A 20,650-nucleotide genomic window follows, 5' to 3' on the forward strand; every position below is an offset into this window, starting at 1 on the left:
ACAATACCTTCAAAATCTATAGCGTTCACAAATAGTTTGTGAAAAAGGGGGTGGGGGCGAAGCCCCCATGCAGGGGGGAACCCCCTGCACCCCGTTCAAATTTCAAGAAGGACCGCTATATCTGGTTAGCCAAGGCGGCTAAAGCGTCCTCCTGAACCCCAAAAAGTGTCGGATAAATTAAGGAGGGTTAGCAAGTCAAGCCTATAATGCCATGCTATCGAAATAGCGTACAGATCACCTTCCCACTCCACCCCCCTATGACTCATTCACAACCACTCCCCTCAAACCTCTCTAAATGCTAACAACCAACAATTAATCAGCAGGTAATCCTGACATTAGACGGGTGTGTTCGGTTATCTCCCAACAAACTTAGGGCGAAAACCCTTGCTACGATCTTGTAGTGTGCTAATATCAATACCTGGAAAAGCTGCTTCCCCCACAGACGCCGTTATCCATACATTTTCGAGACGCATTTTCAAGCCATAGTTAGGAAGCGTTCGAGAAGTTTTTGCAAAATTTAGGACATTTAAGACAGTATGAGCCAGCAGGTCCTTCACCCAATGGTTAAATTGCAGCGTCAAGTGCAAAAGCTCATTGACTCAAAGCTGCTAAAACCCACCGACAGTATCTGGAAAATTGCCCTCCTATACGGAGATGATTGGTCTTTCTGGAAACAGGAATTGCTTGCCTACGATTTCACCATGCAAGACCCAGTCAGTGAATTGCTGGCTGTAGAAAGTTGGGAAGACGAGGACGACTAAAGACAACTATTCAGGGCGTTCGCCAGCTCTCTGGCAGTCTGATAGCGATCGCTCGGTCGGTATTGAGTCACTCGTTCTACAACTGTCCGCAATGCTGGGGACATGGCAGGAATTCTTTCCAGCGCAAACCCGTAACCCTGATTCCGCTTTTTGTAGTAGCGAATTGGGCTATCGGCGGTTAGTAAGTAAATTAGGCTAGCCCCGACAGCATACAGGTCAGATTGGGTCATAGGTCGCCCTAGGGTTTGCTCTGGAGCGCTGTATCCCTCTGCGCCGATGCGGGTTCTGGAAGGCATTCCCACAGCCTTGACCGCTCCAAAATCCAGCACCACAACTCGATTCGAGACAGTCTGTACCAATAGATTGCCCGGTTTGATGTCGCGATGGATGATTGGGACTTCGCGATCGTGCAGGTACTCCAGCACCTCACAGGTTTGAATCATCCAGGTTACTGCCTGCTCTTCTCCAACGGGTCCTCTGTGGCGTACCCACTTTTCCATATCCTTGCCGTGCAGCAACTCCATCACCAGGTACTTCTTACCATCCTCAATAAAAAAGTCATAGAATCGGGGAATCCCTGGATGATTCAAGGCTTTAAGGGTATTTGCCTCCCGCTCAAACAACTCCTGGGCCTTCGGAATCCGGGCCATATCGGCATTCATTTCCTTCAGCACCTGCACTCCACCCTGTAAATGCCCGGATGGCGAAGTGACACTGGGGTTCCACACTAGATAAGTTGTACCCATGCCACCCCGGCCCAACACCCGCAACACCTGGTACTGGCGAATGGTCTGTTGAACTTTAACAGGCTGCCCACAATGGATGCAGAACAGGTTTTCTGGGGTGTTCCCTTCGTGGGTACAGACTGGGATTTTTTGACCTGGAATGCTAGCGGTGGTTTCGGGAACGACCGGAAGTTGAGACGATTTGCCCAATAAAAACGAGTTGGAAGTCTCCAAAATTTGGAGTTGCAGCAGAGGGCCACCGCGAGCTAACTGAATTAACGCGTCTTCCGAGATAATGCCCTGGGACATCAGGTAGCCGTTGACAAACGTACCGTTGGCACTGTGGTTTACCAGATGCCATCCTGTCTGGGTTTGAACCGATGACACGGGTAAGTCAACCCGACGCAACTCCAGGTGGGAACGGGAAACGAGTAAGTCCTCGAGAATCACATCGTTTTCAGGTGCTCGACCAATCCGAATCAGAGACTCGTTCTCAAACTGCCATTGTTTGAGAGGCGTTCGCTGTCGAGGGTGAAGTAGGGTCAAAATGACCATGAACGCCTAGCGGAGATGATCTAAATTAGGGCGGACTTTAGCACGGATGGCGATCGCCGTAATGTTGTCATGCCCATTATATTGGTTTGCAAGTTCAATCAACTGACCCAGCCCCTGGTCAAGATTCGTCTGGGAGCTTAACAGGGGTTCCAGATGGGACTTGCAATGCTTCTCTAGCAGGTCATTATCTGATAATCCATCTGAGCACAAGAGTAAGAGTGAGTCTTCGTTGAGTTCGAAGTACTGCACGTCAGGTTTGATGAAGTGCTCGTCACGCGGCCCCAAAGCCTGGGTGAGCTGGTAGGCATCGGGACGGGCATAGGCAATCTCTGGATCGACTCCCCGCTGAATTTCGCGCTGACCCACCTCGTGATCGACCGTTAGTTGCTCTAAGCCGCGCTTGCGGGTGTAGCGGTAAAGACGGCTATCACCCACATGGACAACCGCCGCTTCTGTATCCTGAATGAGTACCATCACTAGGGTTGTTCCCATACGTCCGCTGCCAGAACGGGCACTTTGCTGATTAACGTCGAAGATTGCCTTGTTGGCAAGCTGTACTGCCTCATTCAGCACGTCGGGACTGGGTAGCTTTCCTGGTGAATCTGGAGAGAATGGTGAACTTTGCCATTTTTCTTGAAAGAAGCGTCGTAGGGTATCGACGGCTAAGGCACTGGCAACTTCCCCTCCGGCATGTCCCCCCATGCCATCACACAGAATGTAAAGATTGCGGGCATGTACAGTTTTGCCTGAAGGACTTTCTAGCCGACTTGCCTGAGTTTCAATCCCAAAGTAATCTTCATTGTGATCCCGTTGGCGGCCAATATCTGTACGACCGGCATCCTCCAGGCTGAACAGTCGCATTGGCAAGACGACCGTTGGCAGGTCATCGCTTTCGCTTTCACTTTCGTCTTCTCTAGGGTCCGTTAGCTCATCTAAGGAAATTTCTAATCGAGTTGAGGAAACGGAGGTGCTGATGTCGGCAGCAGGGTTGGCTTTTACTTCAGAAGAGGGAGCTGTGGTGAGCAATTCTGAAGGATCGGTGAGATCTGAGGGGTCGGAGTCAGGCATCATAGTGGAGTCGGGGGGAGCCTGGAGGTCGTGGGCGATCGCTTCAATCCGCGATCGCAGGTCGGCAACGGTGGTTAGATTACCGGCTTCCAGGTCAGCCAGCATCAGTGAAATGGCACCCAATTGAGTTCGTTGAGATTGGGAAAACAACATGTGCCAGAACTTGCCCAACTGTTGCAGGGTAGGTGGCGAACTGACTGAATCTGAATAAAGCCGTTGTAGCGAAATTGCCTGATCTTCGTCTACTCGTAAATTTGAAACTTCTAACAGGCTCTGCTGACAATGGACGGTTTCCAGGACAGGCCAAAGCTCGACCATTTCATACAGCCAATGCAATAGCTGAAGTTGAGGAATGGCAAGTTCTTCATCCAGCCACAGGTCGGTCAGCAGGGGAAACTGAGAACGATCTTCCAGCAGTAAAATCTGTTGCCCATTTTGCTGCCAGGCATCGTGCAGAGCAGGAAGGGCCTGGCAATACTTGTCTTGCAGTGCCAGATAAGGTTGGGCAATCTCTGGAAGGGTGATGGATTTGACAGAAGGCGTCAGTGGTTTGAGTTCTGCCACTGAATTGTTAGCTTCCCCAGCTTGACTCAGAGACGAGATCGAAGATTCAATTGCAGCCGCTTCAAACTCCTGCTTGGTCAGGGCTTCCAGCATTGAAAGTTGAAACGGCTGGCAGTCCACAACTTTCAGCCATTTCTCCGAAGCGCCTTCGTTGCCGGAAGCAAATGATTCCAAAATCCGGTAACGCCCGTGCATATCCAGGTAGGAATCTAAGCCCATTGAGCTTCCGGCAGAAGTTGCTCCTGCTAAAGCTGAATTTCCAGATTCCTGGAGGCTACCTGTCACAATTGCCGACCAAATCACCCCTGCGATCGCGCCACACTCCTGACAGCTCACCGAGTCAAATGGAACCAGGCTATCGCATTCAGGACAGGTATTTTGAGTCAAAGAAGCGCCACACTCTTGACAAAATTTATTGGTGTTTGGATTTTCAAATTGGCAATTGGGACAAACAAGCATGATGGCGTATCCTTAGCCTACTTAAGCAGAATTCCCAAAACTGCTCCTGGGTGTACAGGTTCTCTGAATGTTTCCCACCCCAGATTGGAAATCCAGCAGAATGTTCTTACTGAAACCATTAAACCAAATGACCCCATTCCAGTATCAACCAGAGTTGGGGGGATAGTTAAACTACACAAACTTACACTAAATTTCCTGAAGACTGGGGCGCTAGGATTCGAACCTAGGAATGGCGGAACCAAAATCCGCTGCCTTACCACTTGGCGACGCCCCAACGCATGACCTTGTTTATCTTAACAGCTTTGGATGGCAGAGTGTCAATATTTAAGAGTATCAATATTAAAATTAGAGAAGGGAATAGGTAAGCGAGAGAGTAAAGAAACCTCACCCTATCACCTCGTTACCGTATCACTGACTCCTCACCTAATTAGCAACTAACAACCAACAACCAGTAATGATAACCCCTCTAAGTAGGTGTCATCATTAATTGGTAAAGAGGGGAGGTGGGGGCGCAGCCCCTCCAGCCCCGAAATTATCATTCATTTAATTGGCTTAGCTACATTAACACACCCCTTATTGTCCATCAGAGTGGTTAACCGAAAGGGCTTGCTGATTCAGATAGAAGACTAGATCTTCAACAGTGGAGAGAATTTCCGGGTCGAAGCGATCGCTTAAATCCACTCCAAAACTGTGCAAAAAATCTTCACACAGAGAAAGTTGCCAGTCAAACCAGCAGACCAGGGGAAATTGTAAATCTTCGTTTAGGCGATCCTCTGGTCTTATCCTGGAAAACTCCAGGCCGCTGTAATCTGGCATGCGGTTATAGACAAAGTCTGCAACCTGTCTGAAAATTTTGCGATCGTTCCAAAACTTCTCAAACCATTCCTCCGCACTTAAGGGAGAACGGCTTCGCAAGAACTGATTGACACGCTGCCGAGTTCTAATATCGGGGCTGAGGTCAGCGTAGGTTCTCAAGCTATAGAAAATGTTCTGGAGCCGTCGCCACATGCGCTTATCAAGTGCTGAACCTTAGCTTAAGTATTCCCATCACCTCCGGGATAGCACAGGTTTGGTGAAGGCAGTTATCAGTTGTTGGTTGTTGGTCGTTAATGAGGCTGCTGACTTCTCACTAACAACTAACAACCAGTGACTAATATAAGTGACTAATAAGACTAATAAATAGGTGGGTCAAATTAGAGAGGGGGGAAGGGGAAAGTGGATGAGTGGGAGGGTAGATGAATTCTGAGTTTTTTCCCATGACTCATCCACCCATCTACTACTCTAGGCATTTTCCCATTTTCGACCATTCTTCCTCGTTTCTCCTGACTGGTTCAAGAACCCTAAAATCTCCTGGGCGGCACGATCGCACGCTCCCACTTCTCCCAGTGCTTGGCGCATTTCTTGATAGTCTGCCAGCATTTTCTGGCGACGCTCCGGATTAAGCAACAGATCCAGGGATTCCTGGGCGATCGCGTCTGGAGTTGCCTGAAACTGCAAAAATTCCTTCACGATAGGTTGCATCGTCACCAAATTGGTGGGGGAAACGAAGGGAGCTGAAAACCTGAGTAGACGGTGGGCAATCCAGCCGGTTAATGGGTTGAGTTTGTAAAGAACCACCTGAGGAACGTTGAGGAGTGCAATTTCCAGGTTGACAGTACCCGATTTGGTGATGGCCAGGTCGGCGGCAGCGATCGCCTGCAGGGCAACCGAAGTCTCATTTCTGCTGTCTGCCCTTGGAGGGGAGGGATCGGCTAGCAAGGTAGCATTTAACCCATAGCGCTGGATAGCTTGTTCGAGTGACTGGCGATACTGTTCCAGCGCCAGGGGAATCCAGAAGTGAACCTGAGGAATTTTTGCCTGGATCTGTTGGGCGGCTTCAAACATGGTAGGTATCAAATATTTCAACTCCTGCTGACGTGAGGCAGGAAACAACACCACCGCTATCTGTTCTGGTGGAATTTTCAAGGCAGCACGGGCACTCTCGCGAGTTGGAGGGTTTTGCATCCGGTCGATTAAGGGATGCCCCACCCAGGTGACTTTGCCTCCCTGGCGACGATAGTAGTTGGCCTCTTCGGGAAAAATTGCCAGGATGAGATCGACCGCATTGATAATGCATCGGGTATTGTAGTCACTCACTGACCAGACCCACTCCTGGGGCGCAATATAGTAAACAATGGGTACCTCTGGCAGATGCCTGGGCAGGTAATTGCAGAAGGCAATATTGGGTGCCATGTAATCAAGCAACACCACGAGATCGGGTGGGTGTTGTTGCAAATACTTTTTTGCCTGGCGTTGAATCCTGAGGGTCGGCAGCATGTAAGGCAATGATTCAAGGATGCCCATAGAGCCGATCGCACTGGTATGACCCAAGAGAGTGGCTCCGGCAGCGGCCATGCGATCGCCTCCCAGGGCCAGAATTTCCAGATCGAGGGCCATTGCTTCTGCCTGCCGCTTAAGGGCCTTAATTAATAGAGCCCCCTGGAGATCGCCAGAAACTTCCCCCGTGCTGATGAAGATGCTTCGTTTATGCTTCATCCTCTTCGCCAGTTTTGATTCGCTTACCAGGAATCACTCCCCGCCGTCCCGGTTCTTGAGACTGTTGCAAAAACTGGTACAGGTGCTGCACATGCTCACTATCCAGAAAACCATTGAGCTGTTCCAAAGCTTCGTTGAAAGTTAAGCCAGAACGATAGAGAATGCGAAACGCTGTTTTGAGCGAACGGAGTGCCTGCCCTCCGTCTTCGGCAAAACCTGCCCGTTTTAATCCAACCAGATTGAGCGATCGCACGCGGGCCGGGTGCCCCTCTACCAATGTATAAGGTGGCACATCCCGATCAATGCGTCCCATCGCTCCAATCATTGCCAGGCGGCCCACATGGACAAACTGATGAATCCCCACCATCCCGCCAATTCTTGCCCTCGACTCGACCCAAACGTGACCAGCCAGTGAAGCCGCATTGGTAATTACAACCTGGTCTTCAATTACACAGTTATGGGCAACATGAACGTAAGCCAGCAGCCAGTTACCGTTGCCGATTACCGTTGCTTCTCCGGCTCCTGTCGCTCGGTTGATAGTGACATACTCCCGAATATAGTTGTCATCCCCAATTTTGACCAGGCTTTCAGAACCGTCATACTTCTGGTCCTGAGGTTCCAGCCCAATCGCTACTCCCGGAAAGATTTGATTTCTGGCTCCAATCTCAGTCCATCCGTCCAGAATCACATGATGCCCAATGGTGGTTCCTGGACCGACTTTCACCTTTGGCCCAATAACGGCATAAGCCCCCACCTGGACGGTGGGATGCAGCTCCGCATTGGGATGGATTACAGCCGTAGGATGAATGAGGGTTGTCATAGGAATATTGAGTTATGAATCATGAGTCGTGAATAATGAGGTCGTTTGAGTTATAACAGGGAACTCAAAACTCAAAACTCAAAATTCCGTCTAATCGACCAGAGAAAACATCAATTCGCCTTCAGCCACCAGTTGCCCATCAACCTCAGCCCGGCCCCGCATCTTTCCAAAACGACGCTTTTTAACCCACAGCAGTTCCACCGTCATCAACAATTGATCTCCAGGAACAACTGGGCGACGGAACCGGACTTTATCAATTCCTGCAAACATGAATAAACCTTCTTGCACGTCGTTCATTTGGGTTAAAACAATTCCACCGACCTGTGCCATTGCCTCAACAATCAACACCCCTGGCATAATCGGGCGTCCTGGGAAATGTCCTTGAAAATGAGGTTCATTAAAGGTGACATTTTTAATGCCGACCGCACGCTCGCCTGGAACGTATTCAATGATTCGGTCAACCAGGGAAAAGGGGTAGCGGTGGGGCAACAGTTTATGAATTTCCTCTACTGGAATCAGTGCCTTGTGGGTAGTCGAGGAATGCCTAGATGTAACATCTCCGGTTTCTCCAGCCACGGTAGTTTGAACATGACTGGAGGTTGCACCGGAAGTATTGAGATCAGTAAGAATCGACATGGGCTGGGTCTTCGCTAAATGGTTGAAAGAGTTGGCTATGGGCTTCTAGAGAGGGGTAGTTCGTGTTACGGAGAAGTTGTGAGAGGTCATCATTCATACCCACCCCTAACAACTAGTCATGATGGAAGCCAGTGATCGCGCAAGTTGGGTATGCAAATGATGGCTGGCTTTGTATGCCAAAAAGTGGGCAACGGGGAAGTACCCCAGTAAACTTAAGTCTCCCACTAAGTCTAAAAGTTTATGACGTGCTGGTTCATTTGCAAATCTTAAGGGCGGATTAATCCAACCATCCGGGCCGCAAACCAGAGCATTCTCCAGGCTGCCACCCTTAATTAATCCCTGATGACGCAGGTATTCAATTTGATGGAGTAAACCAAACGTTCGTGCAGGGGCAATTTCATCCATAAAACTGGAGCCAAGAGGCCAACTGTGCCACTGGTTGCCAATCGCAGGCAGGTCAAAATCAATGCCATAGGTAAAGCGGGTTTCGCGGGTGGGTAAAGCCGCTACAAAGGCGTCGCCTACCTGAATCCAGAGCGGTTCTTGAATTGAATAAACTGGGCGGGGTTCTGTTTGGGAAGTGAGACCCACCTGGGCGATCGCCTCAGCCCACTCCTTAGCGGACCCATCCAGCAAAGGCACTTCAGGTCCATCCAGTTCAATTCGCGCGTTGTCCACACCCATAGCAGCCATGGCCGCCAGTAAATGCTCTACAGTCCGCACCCTTGCCTCGCCCTGCGCCAACTCAGTTGAAAGTGTGGTTTGCACCACCGACTCCTCCCTTGCCGGAATTTCTGGCTGACCGGGTAAATCAATCCGAACAAAGTAGCGCCCTCGCCCCACAGGAGCTGGCACAATCTTCACCTGCACCGGCACCCCTGTATGTAGCCCCACTCCCTGGCAAGTGATGGGGGCCGCCAATGTTGATTGAACCGGATTAGGCTCAAACTCTAAAGATGAATGGCTACCAGGGGATGCCTGATGACTGACTTCAACCTCCATTAGAAGCGCTCCCCAATCCCAAAGTGAAAGCGAGTATCTCCCTGGTCATTGATGCCAAAGTCAATCCGGATCGGTCCCAGAGGAGACTGAACCCGTACCCCAGCACCATAACCAATTCCACTCCCCGGCTTATTTCGAACACCGCCGGGATCACCAGGCACATTGTCCTGACTACCAAAATCGGTTGCTGCATCCACAAACAATGCGCCAGAGATAATCGAAAAGATTGGGAAACGATATTCTACCGTCGCCTGTACATAGGAACGAGCCGCCGCCAGATCGCCTTCGTCATACCCCCGGACCGAGTTTGCTCCCCCCAGAACAAACGCTTCATAGGGAGGCAGGTCACCAATGACCGTACCAGCTTGAATGTTAAAGGCAAAGGCTTGAGGACATTGAGCCCCCGTGGGGTTCTTCTCTCGGCAACCCTGGGTAAATTTGATGAACTGGGTTGGAATGTAGAAGCTGTAGCCCGCCCTTACCCGGTTGCCAAAGACACTGCCTAACCCCAGTGGTAGCCACTGTTCAGTTCCTGCTCGGAAAATGGAGCCACGGGTGGGACGGAGGGGATCATCGCGCAGGTCGCGCACAATGCCAAACTGAACGCTAAACAAGTCATTCTTCCCCCGACACCGATCGGATGGAAAGCTGAGGCAATTGCCAAGCTCGTCTCGGGGTGAAATGTCACCTTCAGAGTCGGTAATCTGTACCCGCTGGTACTGGAGCCCCAGGGATGCGGACCATTCCGCCCGCTGATAAGGGTTGCCATTTAGCGGGCGTGAAAAACTAATGCCTCCTCCGGTGCGGATGACGCGGGGCCGATCGCGATCGCCATCCCGATCGGCTGGCAATCTCACCTCCGGATCACCGCCATCAAAAATCAGCGAAATCGTCCGCCGCCGGAATAGATTTAAGGTATAAGACGTGCGGAACGGATCCCCCCCAATCCAGGGGTCAGTAAAGCTGAGGTCAAACAGCAGTTCCCGTTGACCAATTTGCACTTCGGCTCCCAATTTCTGGTTATTTCCACCAAAGTTTTGCTGCTGGAAGCTCACCGTTCCAAACAAACCGCTGGCAGAGCTAATACCGGCACCAGCGGCGATCGAACCCGTATTTTTCTCCGCTACATTAGCCACTACCACCACCTTGCGTGGATCCTGTGTCCCTGGCTGAAGTGATAGCTTCACATCTTCAAAGATCCCCAGGCCATAAACCCGTTGCAGATCCCTTTCAACCTGGGCGCGGTTAAACACATCCCCTGGCTTTGTCTGAAACTCACGGGTAATGATAAATGGGCGAGTCTTACCCCGAATTGGGTTGCCCTTAGCGTCCTTATCTTCCCCTTCCTTGTTAACGAAGCGGACCTGAATATCTTCAACCACTCCTTCCGCAACTTCCAGAGTAACAACCCCTTCTGGAGACACCCTGGGAGCATCAACCACCTGGGCCAGAACGTAACCATTGTCCTGATACCACTTATTGACTTGTTTGATGCCCTCTTGCAACTGCACCAGATTCAGTACACTGCCGTACTGGTCTTTAAAGGCATCCTCAACCACCGATGGCGGCAGCACTGTTGCTCCTTCCACCTGCACCTTTTGCAACACGGGGTTCAACGCTACCTCAAACGTGACCCTTACACCCAGTGGAGTATCCTCTGGTACTGCCCGCACATTAGAAAAATAGCCTGTGGCGAAGATGGCGTTAATATCTTCCTGAAGTTGAGAACGGGTTGTAGTTCGCCCTGGTTGAGTCCGAATGACCTTATAAACTTCTTCCTGGATTGGACCATCGACCCCTCTTACCTCAACTTCGGCAACCAGCACCCTGGGTTCCGGTTCAGGTTCCTTCGTTTCCTCTGCTGGAGGGGTTGGAACTGGCTGTTCAGGGGTCGGAGTGGGTTGTTCTGTTGGGGCGGGTTTTTCTTCAGGCGATGGCTCCGTTGGAGCTGGCTGACCTCGTTGTAGTGCGGGTTGTGGCGATGTTGTAGGAGGGGTTGGCGCAGGCTTCAGTTCCTCTGGCACCTGTAGGGTCGGTGAAGGAGAAGCGGGTTTCGGTGTTAATTGAATTTGGTCAGGCGTTGCCTGCAGGGGAGTTCCTGCATCCCCTGGGGTTATTGGATTGGGAGTCCCTGGCCCCTGGGCTTGAAGCAACCAGCCTGGAGTAACTCCAGGACTGAGAGGGCCAGAGGCGGGCTTTGCTTCTACCGGAGATTCAACTGAAGCGCCAACTCCAACGTTAATGGGTTTGAAAACGGGTGGCCCTCCCGTTGTCATCGGATAGGAGTGAGAGGTTTCCTTATCGGAGGAGAGAGAGGGGGTGGTTTGCCCTTTTGCAGAGTTAGATAAACCAAGAGTTGCTGCGGTGGCAAGGAAAGCTACTAAAACCGGGGAAAAACGCATTTTGTTCACGCTGGTTGGCACGTCCACACACCGAAATCTGCTTAATGCAGTTTCAACAAACAGTATCAGGCAAAAATGTAATCTGATGTAAACCTTGAAATTTTACCGCATAGGTGGGTACCAATACCTAACCTGAGTGGGCAGTCATGAATTTACGGATGTTTCCAGTTGATTTGGGTTAGCCACGCTCTATAAGGGACCAGGGGCTGGGGGCTGGAGTGTGGTTTATGCCTCTGAAACTGGCTGGAGGACTTTGGGCTTTGAATTTTAGTGATGTAGTGATGAATCCTGGATAGTCTGAATTGTTCCCCCCGTTCAGATATTCACAGTTTTGAACTTAAAACTCGCTCCAGGACTTGCTGGTAAGCGGCTTCCACACTACCCAGGTCATGCCGAAAGCGGTCTTTATCCAGGACCCGCTTGGTTGGGTCAGCTTCAGACTGGTTCCAGAGGCGACAGGTGTCTGGGCTGATTTCATCTGCCAGGATTAACTGACCATCAGGGTCGATGCCAAATTCCAGTTTGAAGTCTACCAGGGTAATTCCACACTCCTGAAAAAAGGCCGTCAAAATATCATTTATTTGCAAAGCCAGGGTTTGCAGTTGGTCAACCTGTTCGGGAGTTGCCAGTTCCAGCAGAAACAGGCGATCGCGCGTCAGGAGTGGGTCGCCCAATGAGTCGTTTTTTATAGTAAAACTCGACCAGAGGTTTTGGCAGCACCGTCCCAACAGGTAGCCCGGTTTCACGGCATAGACTACCAGCCGCAATATTTCGGACAACCACTTCTAGCGGCACAATCTTAACCGCGCGCACCTGCATTTCGTTGGGGCTCACCTGTGCAACAAAGTGAGTCGGAATGCCCTCTGCTTCCAGTACTTGAAACAGGTGGCTGGAAATCGCGCAATTAATGGCTCCTTTCCCTTGGATGCTGCCTCGCTTTTGGGCATTAAAAGCGGTGGCATCGTCTTTGAAGCAGGTCAGCAGCACCTCTGGATCATCGGTAGCATAGAGAATTTTGGCTTTCCCTTCATAAAGTTTTTGACGAACAGTCATGAAGAAATTGTAATGAAGTTGGATTTTGTCGAGTATCTAGGAATATGGGGGAAAAACTACGGCGTTTTTCTACCCAACAGTTCCCGAATTTAAATTGTAGCTTTCTCAAGATTCCCTGGTTTTAAGTAGCCAGGCGCGATTAAATTAAGGATAATTTCGGGGGTGGAGGGGGTGAAACCCTCTGCCTGGGGACGCAGCCCCACTCTCCCCCTTTACCAAATTAATTATGACTACCTACTTAGATCTCTCCAGATACATTTCAATCTCTTTCAATCCGCTGTTTTTGCTTTAATTGGCTAGAGTCCCTAATGGTGATGTCTGGATGAAACTCCCGCATCTGACGGTTATGCTGTCAACTGGTGCCTTGCTACTGAGTGGGTGCGCTCTGGTTGAGCAGCCCATTGCAGCTAATTCGACCCCAGAAGCGTCTCCCTCTCAATCCCCCTCTGCGCTGGATCGTTATGTGTCTGCCCGCCGTCTTGCCTGGGAAGCGGCTGTGATGGTGCAGCACCCCCCCCATCCGGTTAACACCTGGCAGGATGCACGGATCAAATGGCGGCAGGCAATTCGTTTGCTAGAGGATATTCCGCAGAACGAATCGGTGGCGGCTCAAGCCAGGGAAAAGCTGGCAACTTACCGAACCAATTATGCGGCGATTAGCCGTCGTCTGGAGACTGAGCAAGCTGCCGTTGAACAATGGGAAAAAGCTCACACTTCGGCCTGGCAAGCGGCTGTAACGGTGCAAGATCCGCCCCATTCATTGCGGGTGTGGCAGCGGGCCAGCCTCAAGTGGCAAGAGGCGATCGCTCTTCTCGAAACTATTCCAGACACCACCTCTGTTTACCCCCAAAGTCAGGAAAAGCTGGCAATCTACCGCAGCAATTACCACGCCATTAATCAGCGAATCGCCACTGAGACTCAGGCATTAAAAACATTGAAGCAATTTTCAGAATTGGCGGTTCAGCTCAATAATATTCCGAATCGTGCGTCTGCTGACCCCAGCACAAACCAGATCGGTATCAGTTATCCGGAATACGTCAGCCTGGTTCAAAAGTTGGAAAGTTCGTTGGCTCAATTTGCTGGACAACCAGATGGAAAAAAACACCCCATTTATGCTGACTTGGAGCAGGCGATCGCAGACTTCAAAACGGTAACAAAACTCTGGCAAGCCTACCTCAACTACAAACAAGATAACTCTCAGTGGCTCTACGACGATGTTTTTAATCAGCTAGTGCCTCTTCCCTTCCAGGATATCGCCACCCTTGTTCAAAAATACAGAATCAAGACCTATTCGGATGGCACCAAAGTTTCTCTGCGATTCGCTGCCTGGACCATCTGGTATCAAGCAGGGCAACACATTCGCAAAGCCCAGCAAGAGATTTTGAGCATGAGCTAGTACAGCACGGCGGGAATATGGATACCATTCTGGCTCCCTCCGACTCCCCACGACTCAACTCAATGGTTACTGGACTGATGCCATCGTCCACTACTTAAAACAGCTTCATTTGTTCAGACTGTTGAGGTGGTTTAGCTGATTGGGAAAGGGGCTGGTCGATCGCTGGACCGGATGCCAGATTATGAGCAAAGCGAGTAGTTTCGGGAAGGCGGTACCTGGTGGTGCAGCGCATGACGTAGGAGATCGCTGTTTCTAGACTGACCCGGTGCCCACTGGAAATGTAAACAGGTTTGGTTTTGGGGCGAGTTCGCAATGCCGCTCCAATCATTTCTCCCTTATGGGTTAAGGGAACCCAACAACCTCGCTCATCTGGCACTTCGGCATGAGTGCCTACCAGTAAGGATTTGGCTACACCAATGGCAGGTAAATGGGTGAGCAATCCCAGATGGCAGGCAATACCAAAGCGGCGGGGGTGGGCAATTCCCTGTCCATCACAAAGGAGCAAGTCCGGTAAAATCGTCAGCTTTTGAAGGGCGTCCAGAACCGCGGGAACTTCTCGAAATGAAAGGAAGCTAGGGATGTAGGGAAAGGTGGTAGGACGGCGGGCAATGGCTTTGTCCTGTAACTGTAAAGTTTCCAGACTGAGAACCGCCACCGCTGCACGGGTAATGGTTCCCTCTGACTCAAATCCCACATCAATGCCTGCTACATAACGAACCTCATCCATCTGATCGGTGGTAATGATCTCGCCCCGGAGGGCTTGTTGAATCGCGATCGCTTCCTCCGTGGTCAGGCACCAGTCATGGCGTTGTTCAATCTTCATTCATGTATCGGTCGTTTAAGTGATCGAAAGATTTAAGAATTTGTGCAAATCCAGATACTACACGTAAATCTCAATCCGAAGAAATTCCTAAAGGAAGAGGGGTCTATCAGCAGGGTCATTAAAGTAATAGCTAGGATTGCAATTAGCAATCATTATGTTTCGTGAACGGTGAGCTTTGACTCAGGATTCATTAAGTTGAGTTTTTGATTTTCTGAAGGTTTTTGATGACGGACGTTTTTTTCCATCGCTCTGAAGTTGAACCCTCCCGCCCACGAGAGTTCATTTGCCGTTTAGTACTGGGTATGGCGCTGGAAACCCTGTTTTTGATGGCGCTAGGCAGTGCAACACGAGTCATGAATGCAGGACTTGCCTGTCCCGATTGGCCCCTTTGTTATGGAGAATTGGTTCCCCACCAGCAGATGAATTTCCAGGTGTTTCTAGAATGGTTTCATCGCCTCACTGCTTCTTCAATGGGGGTGTTTGCGATCGCCCTTGTGCTCCTCTCCTGGTGGCATCGACGCGCCCTTCCTGGTTGGCTTCCCTGGGCGTGTAGCCTGGCACTGGGACTGATTGTTTTTCAAGGTGTATTGGGTGGACTGACAGTTACCGAACTGCTTCGGTTTGATATCGTGACGGCCCACCTGGCAACGGCCTTACTATTCTTCATTACCCTGCTGACGATTGGAGGGTTCCTTCTCCCCTACCAGGGCACAGGCAGTGCTGGCAAACTACGCTGGGTTGCTCTATTTGCGGCTGTGATGGTTTACCTGCAAAGCATTTTGGGTGCCCTGGTCGCTTCTCAATGGGCATTGCATCAGTGCCTTAGCGCGGCAAACCTCTGTCGGGTTATGAATAGCCATATTGCGGGGGTTGTACCTGCCACTCTGGGAACGCTGGTGCTAGTGGTGATGGCCTGGAGAACACCCGCACTGCATCCAATTCTGAGACGACTGGCAAATCTGGCTAGCGTTCTGGTTGTCCTCCAGATACTGCTGGGGGTTGCCACATTTAAATTGCGGCTTCAGGTGGAACCTCTGACTGTAGCGCATCAGGCAGTGGGAGCAGGATTGCTGGGAACTCTGGTTCTCTTTACGGTGCTGGCATTACGCGATATGCCAGCCTCTATTCCTCTGGTAGCTCCATCCCGTCCCCTGTTGTCTGAATCTACCCGTCCCCTGTTGTCTGAATCTATGCAAGACGATGGCACAAACAGCCAGCTTACCTGATTATCGGCATCCCTTGTTAAGCGATCGCCTCACCCATTATTGCCTGACTCATTGGCCTCAGTATCTCTTTTTGGAAGGAAACGAGCGAATGCAAGAGACAACTCTGGTGGGCATTTCCCGCCGACACGACAATTTTCTACAAGTTATTCAAAGCTACTGGCAACTGACCAAACCCCGGATCATTCTACTGCTATTGATTACGACGGCTGGGGGAATGTGGATCGCCGCAGAAGGTCAGGTGAATCCGGTGCTGCTGCTGGTGACGCTGCTGAGTGGGGCCTGTGCTGCGGGGGCTGCCAATACGATTAATTGCCTCTATGACCGTGATATTGATTACATTATGGAGCGGACCCGTCACCGTCCGTTACCTTCTGGGCGAGTTCAGCCACGGGATGCACTGCTGTTTGCGATTGCTCTCACCCTCTTCTCTTTTTTCCTGCTGGCCGTATTTGCCAATTTGCTAAGCGCCTGTCTGGCGATGGCAGGAATTGGGGTGTATGTCCTGGTTTACACCCACTGGTTAAAACGCCACAGTACTCAAAATATCGTTATTGGAGGCGCCGCTGGAGCCATTCCGCCACTGGTCGGTTGGGCTGCAGTAACGGGTGAGCTGAGTTGGGCGGCCTGGGTGTTGTTTGCCATCATCTTCTTGTGGACACCACCCCATTTCTGGGCTCTGGCGATGATGATTAGGGAAGATTACGCCAGGGTGGGGGTGCCAATGTTGCCCGTGGTAGAGGGCGAAGAACCCACTGCCCGCCAAATTTTCCATTACACCCTGATATTGATTCCGGTAACGTTGCTGCTGGTTTTCCCTCTCCATGTGATGGGAGCAATTTATGGGGCGATCGCCCTGCTCCTGGGTGGCATCTTTGTGAAGAAGGCCTGGCAATTGATGCGCAATCCTTCCGACCTGGGCATGGCTCGTTCCGTCTTCAAATACTCGATTCTTTACCTGATGCTGCTCTGCGCCGGAATGGGACTGGACAGCTTGCCTGCCACCCACCAGGTTGTCAAGCTGGTAGCAGCTAACTGGCAAACTTGGGTAAGTACGATTTCAGCAGTAAACGCGATCGCCCCGCTACAATAAAGGTTGAGATTTGTATCGATTTGATGGGGAGTGTGTATGACTCCTGCTGTTTTAATCGAAAAGCTGCAAAAGCGCTATGGCACAGTCGAAGCCGTTAAGGACGTTTCGTTTCAAGTGGAACCGGGAGAAATCTTTGGTTTGCTGGGACCGAACGGTGCTGGCAAGACAACGACTCTTCGCTGCCTCTGCACATTAACTGAACCCGACTCAGGGCGGATTGAGGTCTCCGGAATTTCTGTGGTTGAACAACCCAGGCTGGCTCGCCAGCGGCTTGGCTACGTCGCCCAGGAAATTGCTCTGGATAAAGTGCTGACTGGGCGGGAACTACTCCAGCTTCAGGCAGCGCTCTATCACCTCCCCCGTGCAGTTACCCGCGATCGGATTGAGAGCGTCCTTAGCCTGTTTGGGTTACAAGACTATGCCGACAAGAAGACTGGCACCTATTCTGGTGGTTTGAAAAAGCGCCTTGACCTGGCAGCAGGGTTGTTGCACCAACCCGATGTTCTCGTTTTAGATGAACCCACGGTGGGGTTGGATATTGAAAGCCGGATTGCCGTCTGGGATTTTTTGCGTCGCCTGCGAGAGCAGGGCACAACGGTGCTGCTAACCAGTCACTATCTGGAAGAGATCGATGCCCTGGCTGATCGGGTTGCCATCATTGATCAGGGTGTCGTCATCGCCTGTGGCAGGCCTTCTGAATTGAAAGATCGGGTGGGGGGCGATCGCATTACCCTCCGCATCCGTGAATTTGCTCCCTTAGAAGAAGCCGAGAAAGCAAAATCCCTGCTGCAAAGCATTCCAACCGTTCAGGAAGTCATCATCAATAGTTCCCAGGGCAACTCCCTCAACCTGGTAGTTTCGCCGCAGAGCGATGCCCTGCTAACTGTTCAGAAGGTACTCCAGGAGGCCGGGCTGCCCACCTTTGGCATTGCCCAGTCACGCCCCAGTTTGGATGACGTTTACCTGGCAGCCACCGGACGTACCTTGCTGGATGCCGAAATTGCTGCTGCTGAAACCCGTGATGAAAAGGCAGAACGCAAGAAGAGTATGCGGTAGAGAATCCATTCATTAGAAACGTTGAATTTCAGATCGGAGGGCTGTGAGACTTTTATGAGTAGCACCATGACATCACCCCAGGCCAGCCTCAATGGAAAAGTTACTGTTGCCCAGACGCCTCTTGATGCCAACCCAGTAGGCAACTTTCTCCAGGAAACGATCGCCCTCACCCGACGATTGTTCATCCAGCTTCAGCGCCGTCCCTCAACCCTGATTGCAGGCATCATTCAGCCGCTGATGTGGCTGATTCTGTTTGGTGCGCTGTTTCAAAATGCTCCCCAGGGTTTGTTTGGCGATAACGTTAACTATGGGCAATTTTTGGGGGCAGGGGTGATTGTGTTCACGGCCTTTGGAGGGGCGCTCAACGCCGGTCTGCCTGTGATGTTTGACCGGGAGTTTGGTTTCCTTAATCGCCTGCTGGTCGCACCCCTCTCCTCCCGTTATTCCATCGTGGCGGCATCGGCTATCTTCATTACAGCCATGAGTTTGATTCAGACGGCGGCGATCGTCGCGATGAGTGCTTTTCTGGGAGCAGGACTTCCAGATGCTTTGGGGTTGGGGCTGGTAGCACTGATTGTGCTACTCCTCGTTGTTGGGGTAACGGCATTGAGTCTGGGTTTAGCTTTTTTCCTTCCCGGACACATTGAGTTGATTGCGGTCATTTTTGTCACCAATCTGCCGCTTCTGTTTGCCAGCACAGCACTGGTTCCCTTGTCTTTTATGCCAATGTGGCTTCAGTGGGTGGCAACGTTGAATCCCTTGAGTTACGCGATCGAACCGATTCGCTACATCTATCTCCACGATGATTGGTCCCTGAACAGCATCGTAATGCAGGCACCGTGGGGCCAGGTGACATTGGGGGCAGCTTTACTGATCCTGCTTGGTTTTGCCGCAGTGGTTTTGTTGAGCATTCAACCCAGACTGCGCCGATCCCTTGCCTGATCCAGATTGCTATGACTCTGAAGGCGGGGGAGATCGCCGATTCATGATGTTGGCATGGATTTCCTTCCAGACAGAGTATAAAAATTCCTGTTGGTAGCCCCATTGCTCAGCCAGCTCAGTCACTTTGTGAGAATCTTCCTGCTCAAAAAGCGTAGAAAGAACTGCCATCTCATAACTACTAATGAGATCCTCTGGAATTGGTGATTTTGAACCAGAGTTCTCCTGTGCAACTGGATTAGATTGATTCATGACCAGTTCGTAGCCTGAATTTTGTAAAACCAGGGGTAAATTCTGTGAACGTAAATTCTGTGAACAAAGTCTGACGAAACAGCAACTCCAGGAGGTTAACCTCTGAAGATTAGTATACTGACTAAACTAAGGGGTTTTGGCGAAATCTTTTGCCGATCTAGGCTACTGGATCATAAGATTGACCCTCTGCTAATGCCTTATAGCTCTACACGGGTGCGTTAGGACATTGGAATTAGAGAGGGGGTTGGGGCTTCGCCCCCAGCCAAGGGTTCCCCCCCTGCACCCCGTCCTAACCACAATGACTACCGCTATAAAACCTACGTCCACGCTGCCCCCATCACTGGATTTGGCAAGCTGTGAGAGTTAATGAGCAACCAGTATTAGTTTCCAGGCGGCTCACATAATCTGTCGTACAGAGTGATTAGGGCGGCATTATCAAGTTCCCCCTGGCCTTGAGCCAGAAGCGCATCCATCAGACTGGTCACCTGAGCCGAACCCAACAGGGGCAAGTTGAGCTCCCGTCCAGTTTGCAGAACAATGTTCATATCCTTTCGGTGCAGGTTGAGCTTGAACCCTGGCTGAAAACTGCCTTCCAGCATTCGTTTGCCATGTACTTCCAGAATGCGACTCTGGGCAAAGCCACCCAGCAAGGCTTCACGGACTTTCGCGGCATCGACACCCGATTTTTTTGCAAAGGTGAGTGCCTCCGCAACTCCCTGGATGGTCAGGGATACTACAATTTGGTTGCAGGCTTTGGTCACCTGTCCTGCCCCTGCTTCACCGATATAAACGATGTTTTTTCCCATTACCCTGAGAATGGGTAACGCTCGTTGAAAGGCGGGCTCGTCTCCACCAACCATAATTGAGAGGGTCCCCTGCCGTGCCCCAATGTCTCCTCCAGAAACGGGGGCATCTAACGCAGCAACACCCTTCGTCTTGAGGGCATGATAGACTTTACGGGCTGTGGTTGGGGCAACAGTGGACATATCAATGTAGAGCATGGGCGATCGCGCCCCTTCAATAACGCCATCCGCCCCCAGCACCACAGCCTCCACATCGGGTGAGTCAGAAACACAGGTAATTACAACATCTACTTGCTGCGCAACTTCTTTTGGAGATGCAGCCATCAACGCCCCTTCTTGCGCCAGTTCTTCCATTGCCAGACGGCTGCGATTGTAGACCACCAGGCGATAGCCTGCCCTGAGCAAGTTTCGTGCCATTGGCTTGCCCATGATGCCGAGTCCAATAAATCCAATCCGTTCCATAGAAACAGGGGCGAGAGTTAATA

At 51.0% G+C, this 20,650-nt stretch carries 17 protein-coding genes, 1 tRNA gene and 1 pseudogene; 6 read left to right on the forward strand and 13 right to left on the reverse strand.

The features are described from left to right. Positions 1-536: 536 nt before the first annotated feature. Complete coding sequence (locus P4D80_RS02120) at positions 537-761, forward strand: DUF4327 family protein (RefSeq protein ID WP_421657205.1); 225 nt, start codon at positions 537-539, stop codon at positions 759-761. Here the strand turns inward: P4D80_RS02120 and P4D80_RS02125 are convergent. The 10 genes and pseudogenes from P4D80_RS02125 to purC form a co-directional block, all read right to left on the reverse strand. Further along, entirely contained in the window at positions 758-2,041 is a 1,284-nt protein-coding gene (locus P4D80_RS02125; RefSeq protein ID WP_421657206.1) for a protein kinase domain-containing protein, read from the reverse strand. The genes P4D80_RS02120 and P4D80_RS02125 overlap by 4 nt on opposite strands. Positions 2,042-2,047: 6 nt before the next feature. Then, positions 2,048-4,132: a serine/threonine phosphatase gene (locus P4D80_RS02130; RefSeq protein ID WP_421657207.1), complete on the reverse strand. Its 2,085-nt coding sequence runs from the start codon at positions 4,130-4,132 to the stop codon at positions 2,048-2,050. A gap of 202 nt (positions 4,133-4,334) precedes the next feature. Further along, positions 4,335-4,406, reverse strand: a tRNA-Gln gene (locus P4D80_RS02135). A 299-nt stretch (positions 4,407-4,705) separates the two neighbouring features. Further along, complete coding sequence (locus P4D80_RS02140) at positions 4,706-5,140, reverse strand: hypothetical protein (RefSeq protein WP_421657208.1); 435 nt, start codon at positions 5,138-5,140, stop codon at positions 4,706-4,708. Positions 5,141-5,413: 273 nt separating this feature from the next. After that, entirely contained in the window at positions 5,414-6,667 is a 1,254-nt protein-coding gene (gene lpxB / locus P4D80_RS02145) for a lipid-A-disaccharide synthase (protein WP_421657209.1), read from the reverse strand. Then, positions 6,657-7,487, reverse strand: coding sequence for an acyl-ACP--UDP-N-acetylglucosamine O-acyltransferase (gene lpxA, locus P4D80_RS02150; RefSeq protein ID WP_421657210.1), 831 nt, complete (start codon positions 7,485-7,487; stop codon positions 6,657-6,659). Before lpxA ends, lpxB begins: the two co-directional genes overlap by 11 nt. A 90-nt stretch (positions 7,488-7,577) precedes the next feature. Next, complete coding sequence (gene fabZ, locus P4D80_RS02155) at positions 7,578-8,006, reverse strand: 3-hydroxyacyl-ACP dehydratase FabZ (RefSeq protein WP_421659614.1); 429 nt, start codon at positions 8,004-8,006, stop codon at positions 7,578-7,580. Positions 8,007-8,228: 222 nt separating this feature from the next. Then, the gene (gene lpxC / locus P4D80_RS02160) at positions 8,229-9,125 is read right to left on the reverse strand and encodes a UDP-3-O-acyl-N-acetylglucosamine deacetylase (RefSeq protein ID WP_421657211.1); all 897 of its coding nucleotides are present in this window, start codon (positions 9,123-9,125) and stop codon (positions 8,229-8,231) included. Continuing rightward, positions 9,125-11,527 (reverse strand): BamA/TamA family outer membrane protein, encoded by a 2,403-nt coding sequence (locus P4D80_RS02165; RefSeq protein WP_421657212.1) that lies wholly within the window; start codon positions 11,525-11,527, stop codon positions 9,125-9,127. The genes lpxC and P4D80_RS02165 overlap by 1 nt, the downstream gene beginning before the upstream one ends. Before the next feature lie 323 nt (positions 11,528-11,850). Then, a pseudogene (gene purC, locus P4D80_RS02170) lies at positions 11,851-12,580 on the reverse strand (phosphoribosylaminoimidazolesuccinocarboxamide synthase). Positions 12,581-12,902: 322 nt separating this feature from the next. Between purC and P4D80_RS02175 the strand changes: the two are divergent. Further along, a complete protein-coding gene (locus P4D80_RS02175) occupies positions 12,903-13,976 on the forward strand; it encodes a hypothetical protein (RefSeq protein WP_421657213.1) in 1,074 nt (357 codons plus the stop codon). A gap of 94 nt (positions 13,977-14,070) precedes the next feature. Here P4D80_RS02175 and nfi read toward each other — a convergent pair whose 3' ends face one another. Next, positions 14,071-14,799 carry a deoxyribonuclease V gene (gene nfi, locus P4D80_RS02180; protein WP_421657214.1) on the reverse strand — a complete coding sequence of 243 codons (729 nt, stop codon included), beginning with the start codon at positions 14,797-14,799 and terminating at the stop codon, positions 14,071-14,073. Between the two features lie 224 nt (positions 14,800-15,023). Between nfi and P4D80_RS02185 the strand changes: the two genes are divergently transcribed. The 4 genes from P4D80_RS02185 (at position 15,024) to P4D80_RS02200 (ending at position 19,113) form a co-directional block, all read left to right on the forward strand. Further along, entirely contained in the window at positions 15,024-16,025 is a 1,002-nt protein-coding gene (locus P4D80_RS02185; protein ID WP_421657215.1) for a COX15/CtaA family protein, read from the forward strand. After that, on the forward strand, positions 16,000-17,115 hold the full coding sequence (locus P4D80_RS02190) for a heme o synthase (protein WP_421657216.1): 1,116 nt from the start codon (positions 16,000-16,002) through the stop codon (positions 17,113-17,115). Before P4D80_RS02185 ends, P4D80_RS02190 begins: the two co-directional genes overlap by 26 nt. A 36-nt stretch (positions 17,116-17,151) precedes the next feature. Further along, a complete protein-coding gene (locus P4D80_RS02195) occupies positions 17,152-18,171 on the forward strand; it encodes an ATP-binding cassette domain-containing protein (protein WP_421657217.1) in 1,020 nt (339 codons plus the stop codon). Between the two features lie 66 nt (positions 18,172-18,237). After that, positions 18,238-19,113, forward strand: a complete 876-nt coding sequence (locus P4D80_RS02200; protein ID WP_421657218.1) for an ABC transporter permease — start codon at positions 18,238-18,240, stop codon at positions 19,111-19,113. 9 nt (positions 19,114-19,122) lie between these two features. Here P4D80_RS02200 and P4D80_RS02205 read toward each other — a convergent pair whose 3' ends face one another. Both P4D80_RS02205 and P4D80_RS02210 read right to left on the reverse strand, forming a co-directional pair. Continuing rightward, positions 19,123-19,362, reverse strand: coding sequence for a hypothetical protein (locus P4D80_RS02205; protein WP_421657219.1), 240 nt, complete (start codon positions 19,360-19,362; stop codon positions 19,123-19,125). A gap of 380 nt (positions 19,363-19,742) precedes the next feature. Continuing rightward, a complete protein-coding gene (locus P4D80_RS02210) occupies positions 19,743-20,627 on the reverse strand; it encodes a 2-hydroxy-3-oxopropionate reductase (RefSeq protein ID WP_421657220.1) in 885 nt (294 codons plus the stop codon). Positions 20,628-20,650: the final 23 nt, after the last annotated feature.

The organism is Leptothermofonsia sp. ETS-13, assembly GCF_049200465.1.
In the GTDB taxonomy this organism is placed as follows: domain Bacteria; phylum Cyanobacteriota; class Cyanobacteriia; order Leptolyngbyales; family Leptolyngbyaceae; genus Leptothermofonsia.

Bases quoted from the DNA above. Each gene is read 5' to 3' on its own strand.
- P4D80_RS02205 (WP_421657219.1), bottom strand. From the start codon at position 19,362: ATGAATCAATCTAATCCAGTTGCACAGGAGAACTCTGGTTCAAAATCA.
- P4D80_RS02130 (WP_421657207.1), bottom strand. From the start codon at position 4,132: ATGCTTGTTTGTCCCAATTGCCAATTTGAAAATCCAAACACCAATAAA.
- lpxB (WP_421657209.1), bottom strand. From the start codon at position 6,667: ATGAAGCATAAACGAAGCATCTTCATCAGCACGGGGGAAGTTTCTGGC.
- P4D80_RS02175 (WP_421657213.1), top strand. From the start codon at position 12,903: ATGAAACTCCCGCATCTGACGGTTATGCTGTCAACTGGTGCCTTGCTA.
- P4D80_RS02210 (WP_421657220.1), bottom strand. From the start codon at position 20,627: ATGGAACGGATTGGATTTATTGGACTCGGCATCATGGGCAAGCCAATG.
- P4D80_RS02190 (WP_421657216.1), top strand. From the start codon at position 16,000: ATGGCACAAACAGCCAGCTTACCTGATTATCGGCATCCCTTGTTAAGC.
- P4D80_RS02195 (WP_421657217.1), top strand. From the start codon at position 17,152: ATGACTCCTGCTGTTTTAATCGAAAAGCTGCAAAAGCGCTATGGCACA.
- lpxC (WP_421657211.1), bottom strand. From the start codon at position 9,125: ATGGAGGTTGAAGTCAGTCATCAGGCATCCCCTGGTAGCCATTCATCT.
- lpxA (WP_421657210.1), bottom strand. From the start codon at position 7,487: ATGACAACCCTCATTCATCCTACGGCTGTAATCCATCCCAATGCGGAG.
- nfi (WP_421657214.1), bottom strand. From the start codon at position 14,799: ATGAAGATTGAACAACGCCATGACTGGTGCCTGACCACGGAGGAAGCG.
- P4D80_RS02185 (WP_421657215.1), top strand. From the start codon at position 15,024: ATGACGGACGTTTTTTTCCATCGCTCTGAAGTTGAACCCTCCCGCCCA.
- P4D80_RS02140 (WP_421657208.1), bottom strand. From the start codon at position 5,140: ATGTGGCGACGGCTCCAGAACATTTTCTATAGCTTGAGAACCTACGCT.
- P4D80_RS02120 (WP_421657205.1), top strand. From the start codon at position 537: ATGAGCCAGCAGGTCCTTCACCCAATGGTTAAATTGCAGCGTCAAGTG.
- P4D80_RS02165 (WP_421657212.1), bottom strand. From the start codon at position 11,527: ATGCGTTTTTCCCCGGTTTTAGTAGCTTTCCTTGCCACCGCAGCAACT.
- P4D80_RS02200 (WP_421657218.1), top strand. From the start codon at position 18,238: ATGACATCACCCCAGGCCAGCCTCAATGGAAAAGTTACTGTTGCCCAG.
- P4D80_RS02125 (WP_421657206.1), bottom strand. From the start codon at position 2,041: ATGGTCATTTTGACCCTACTTCACCCTCGACAGCGAACGCCTCTCAAA.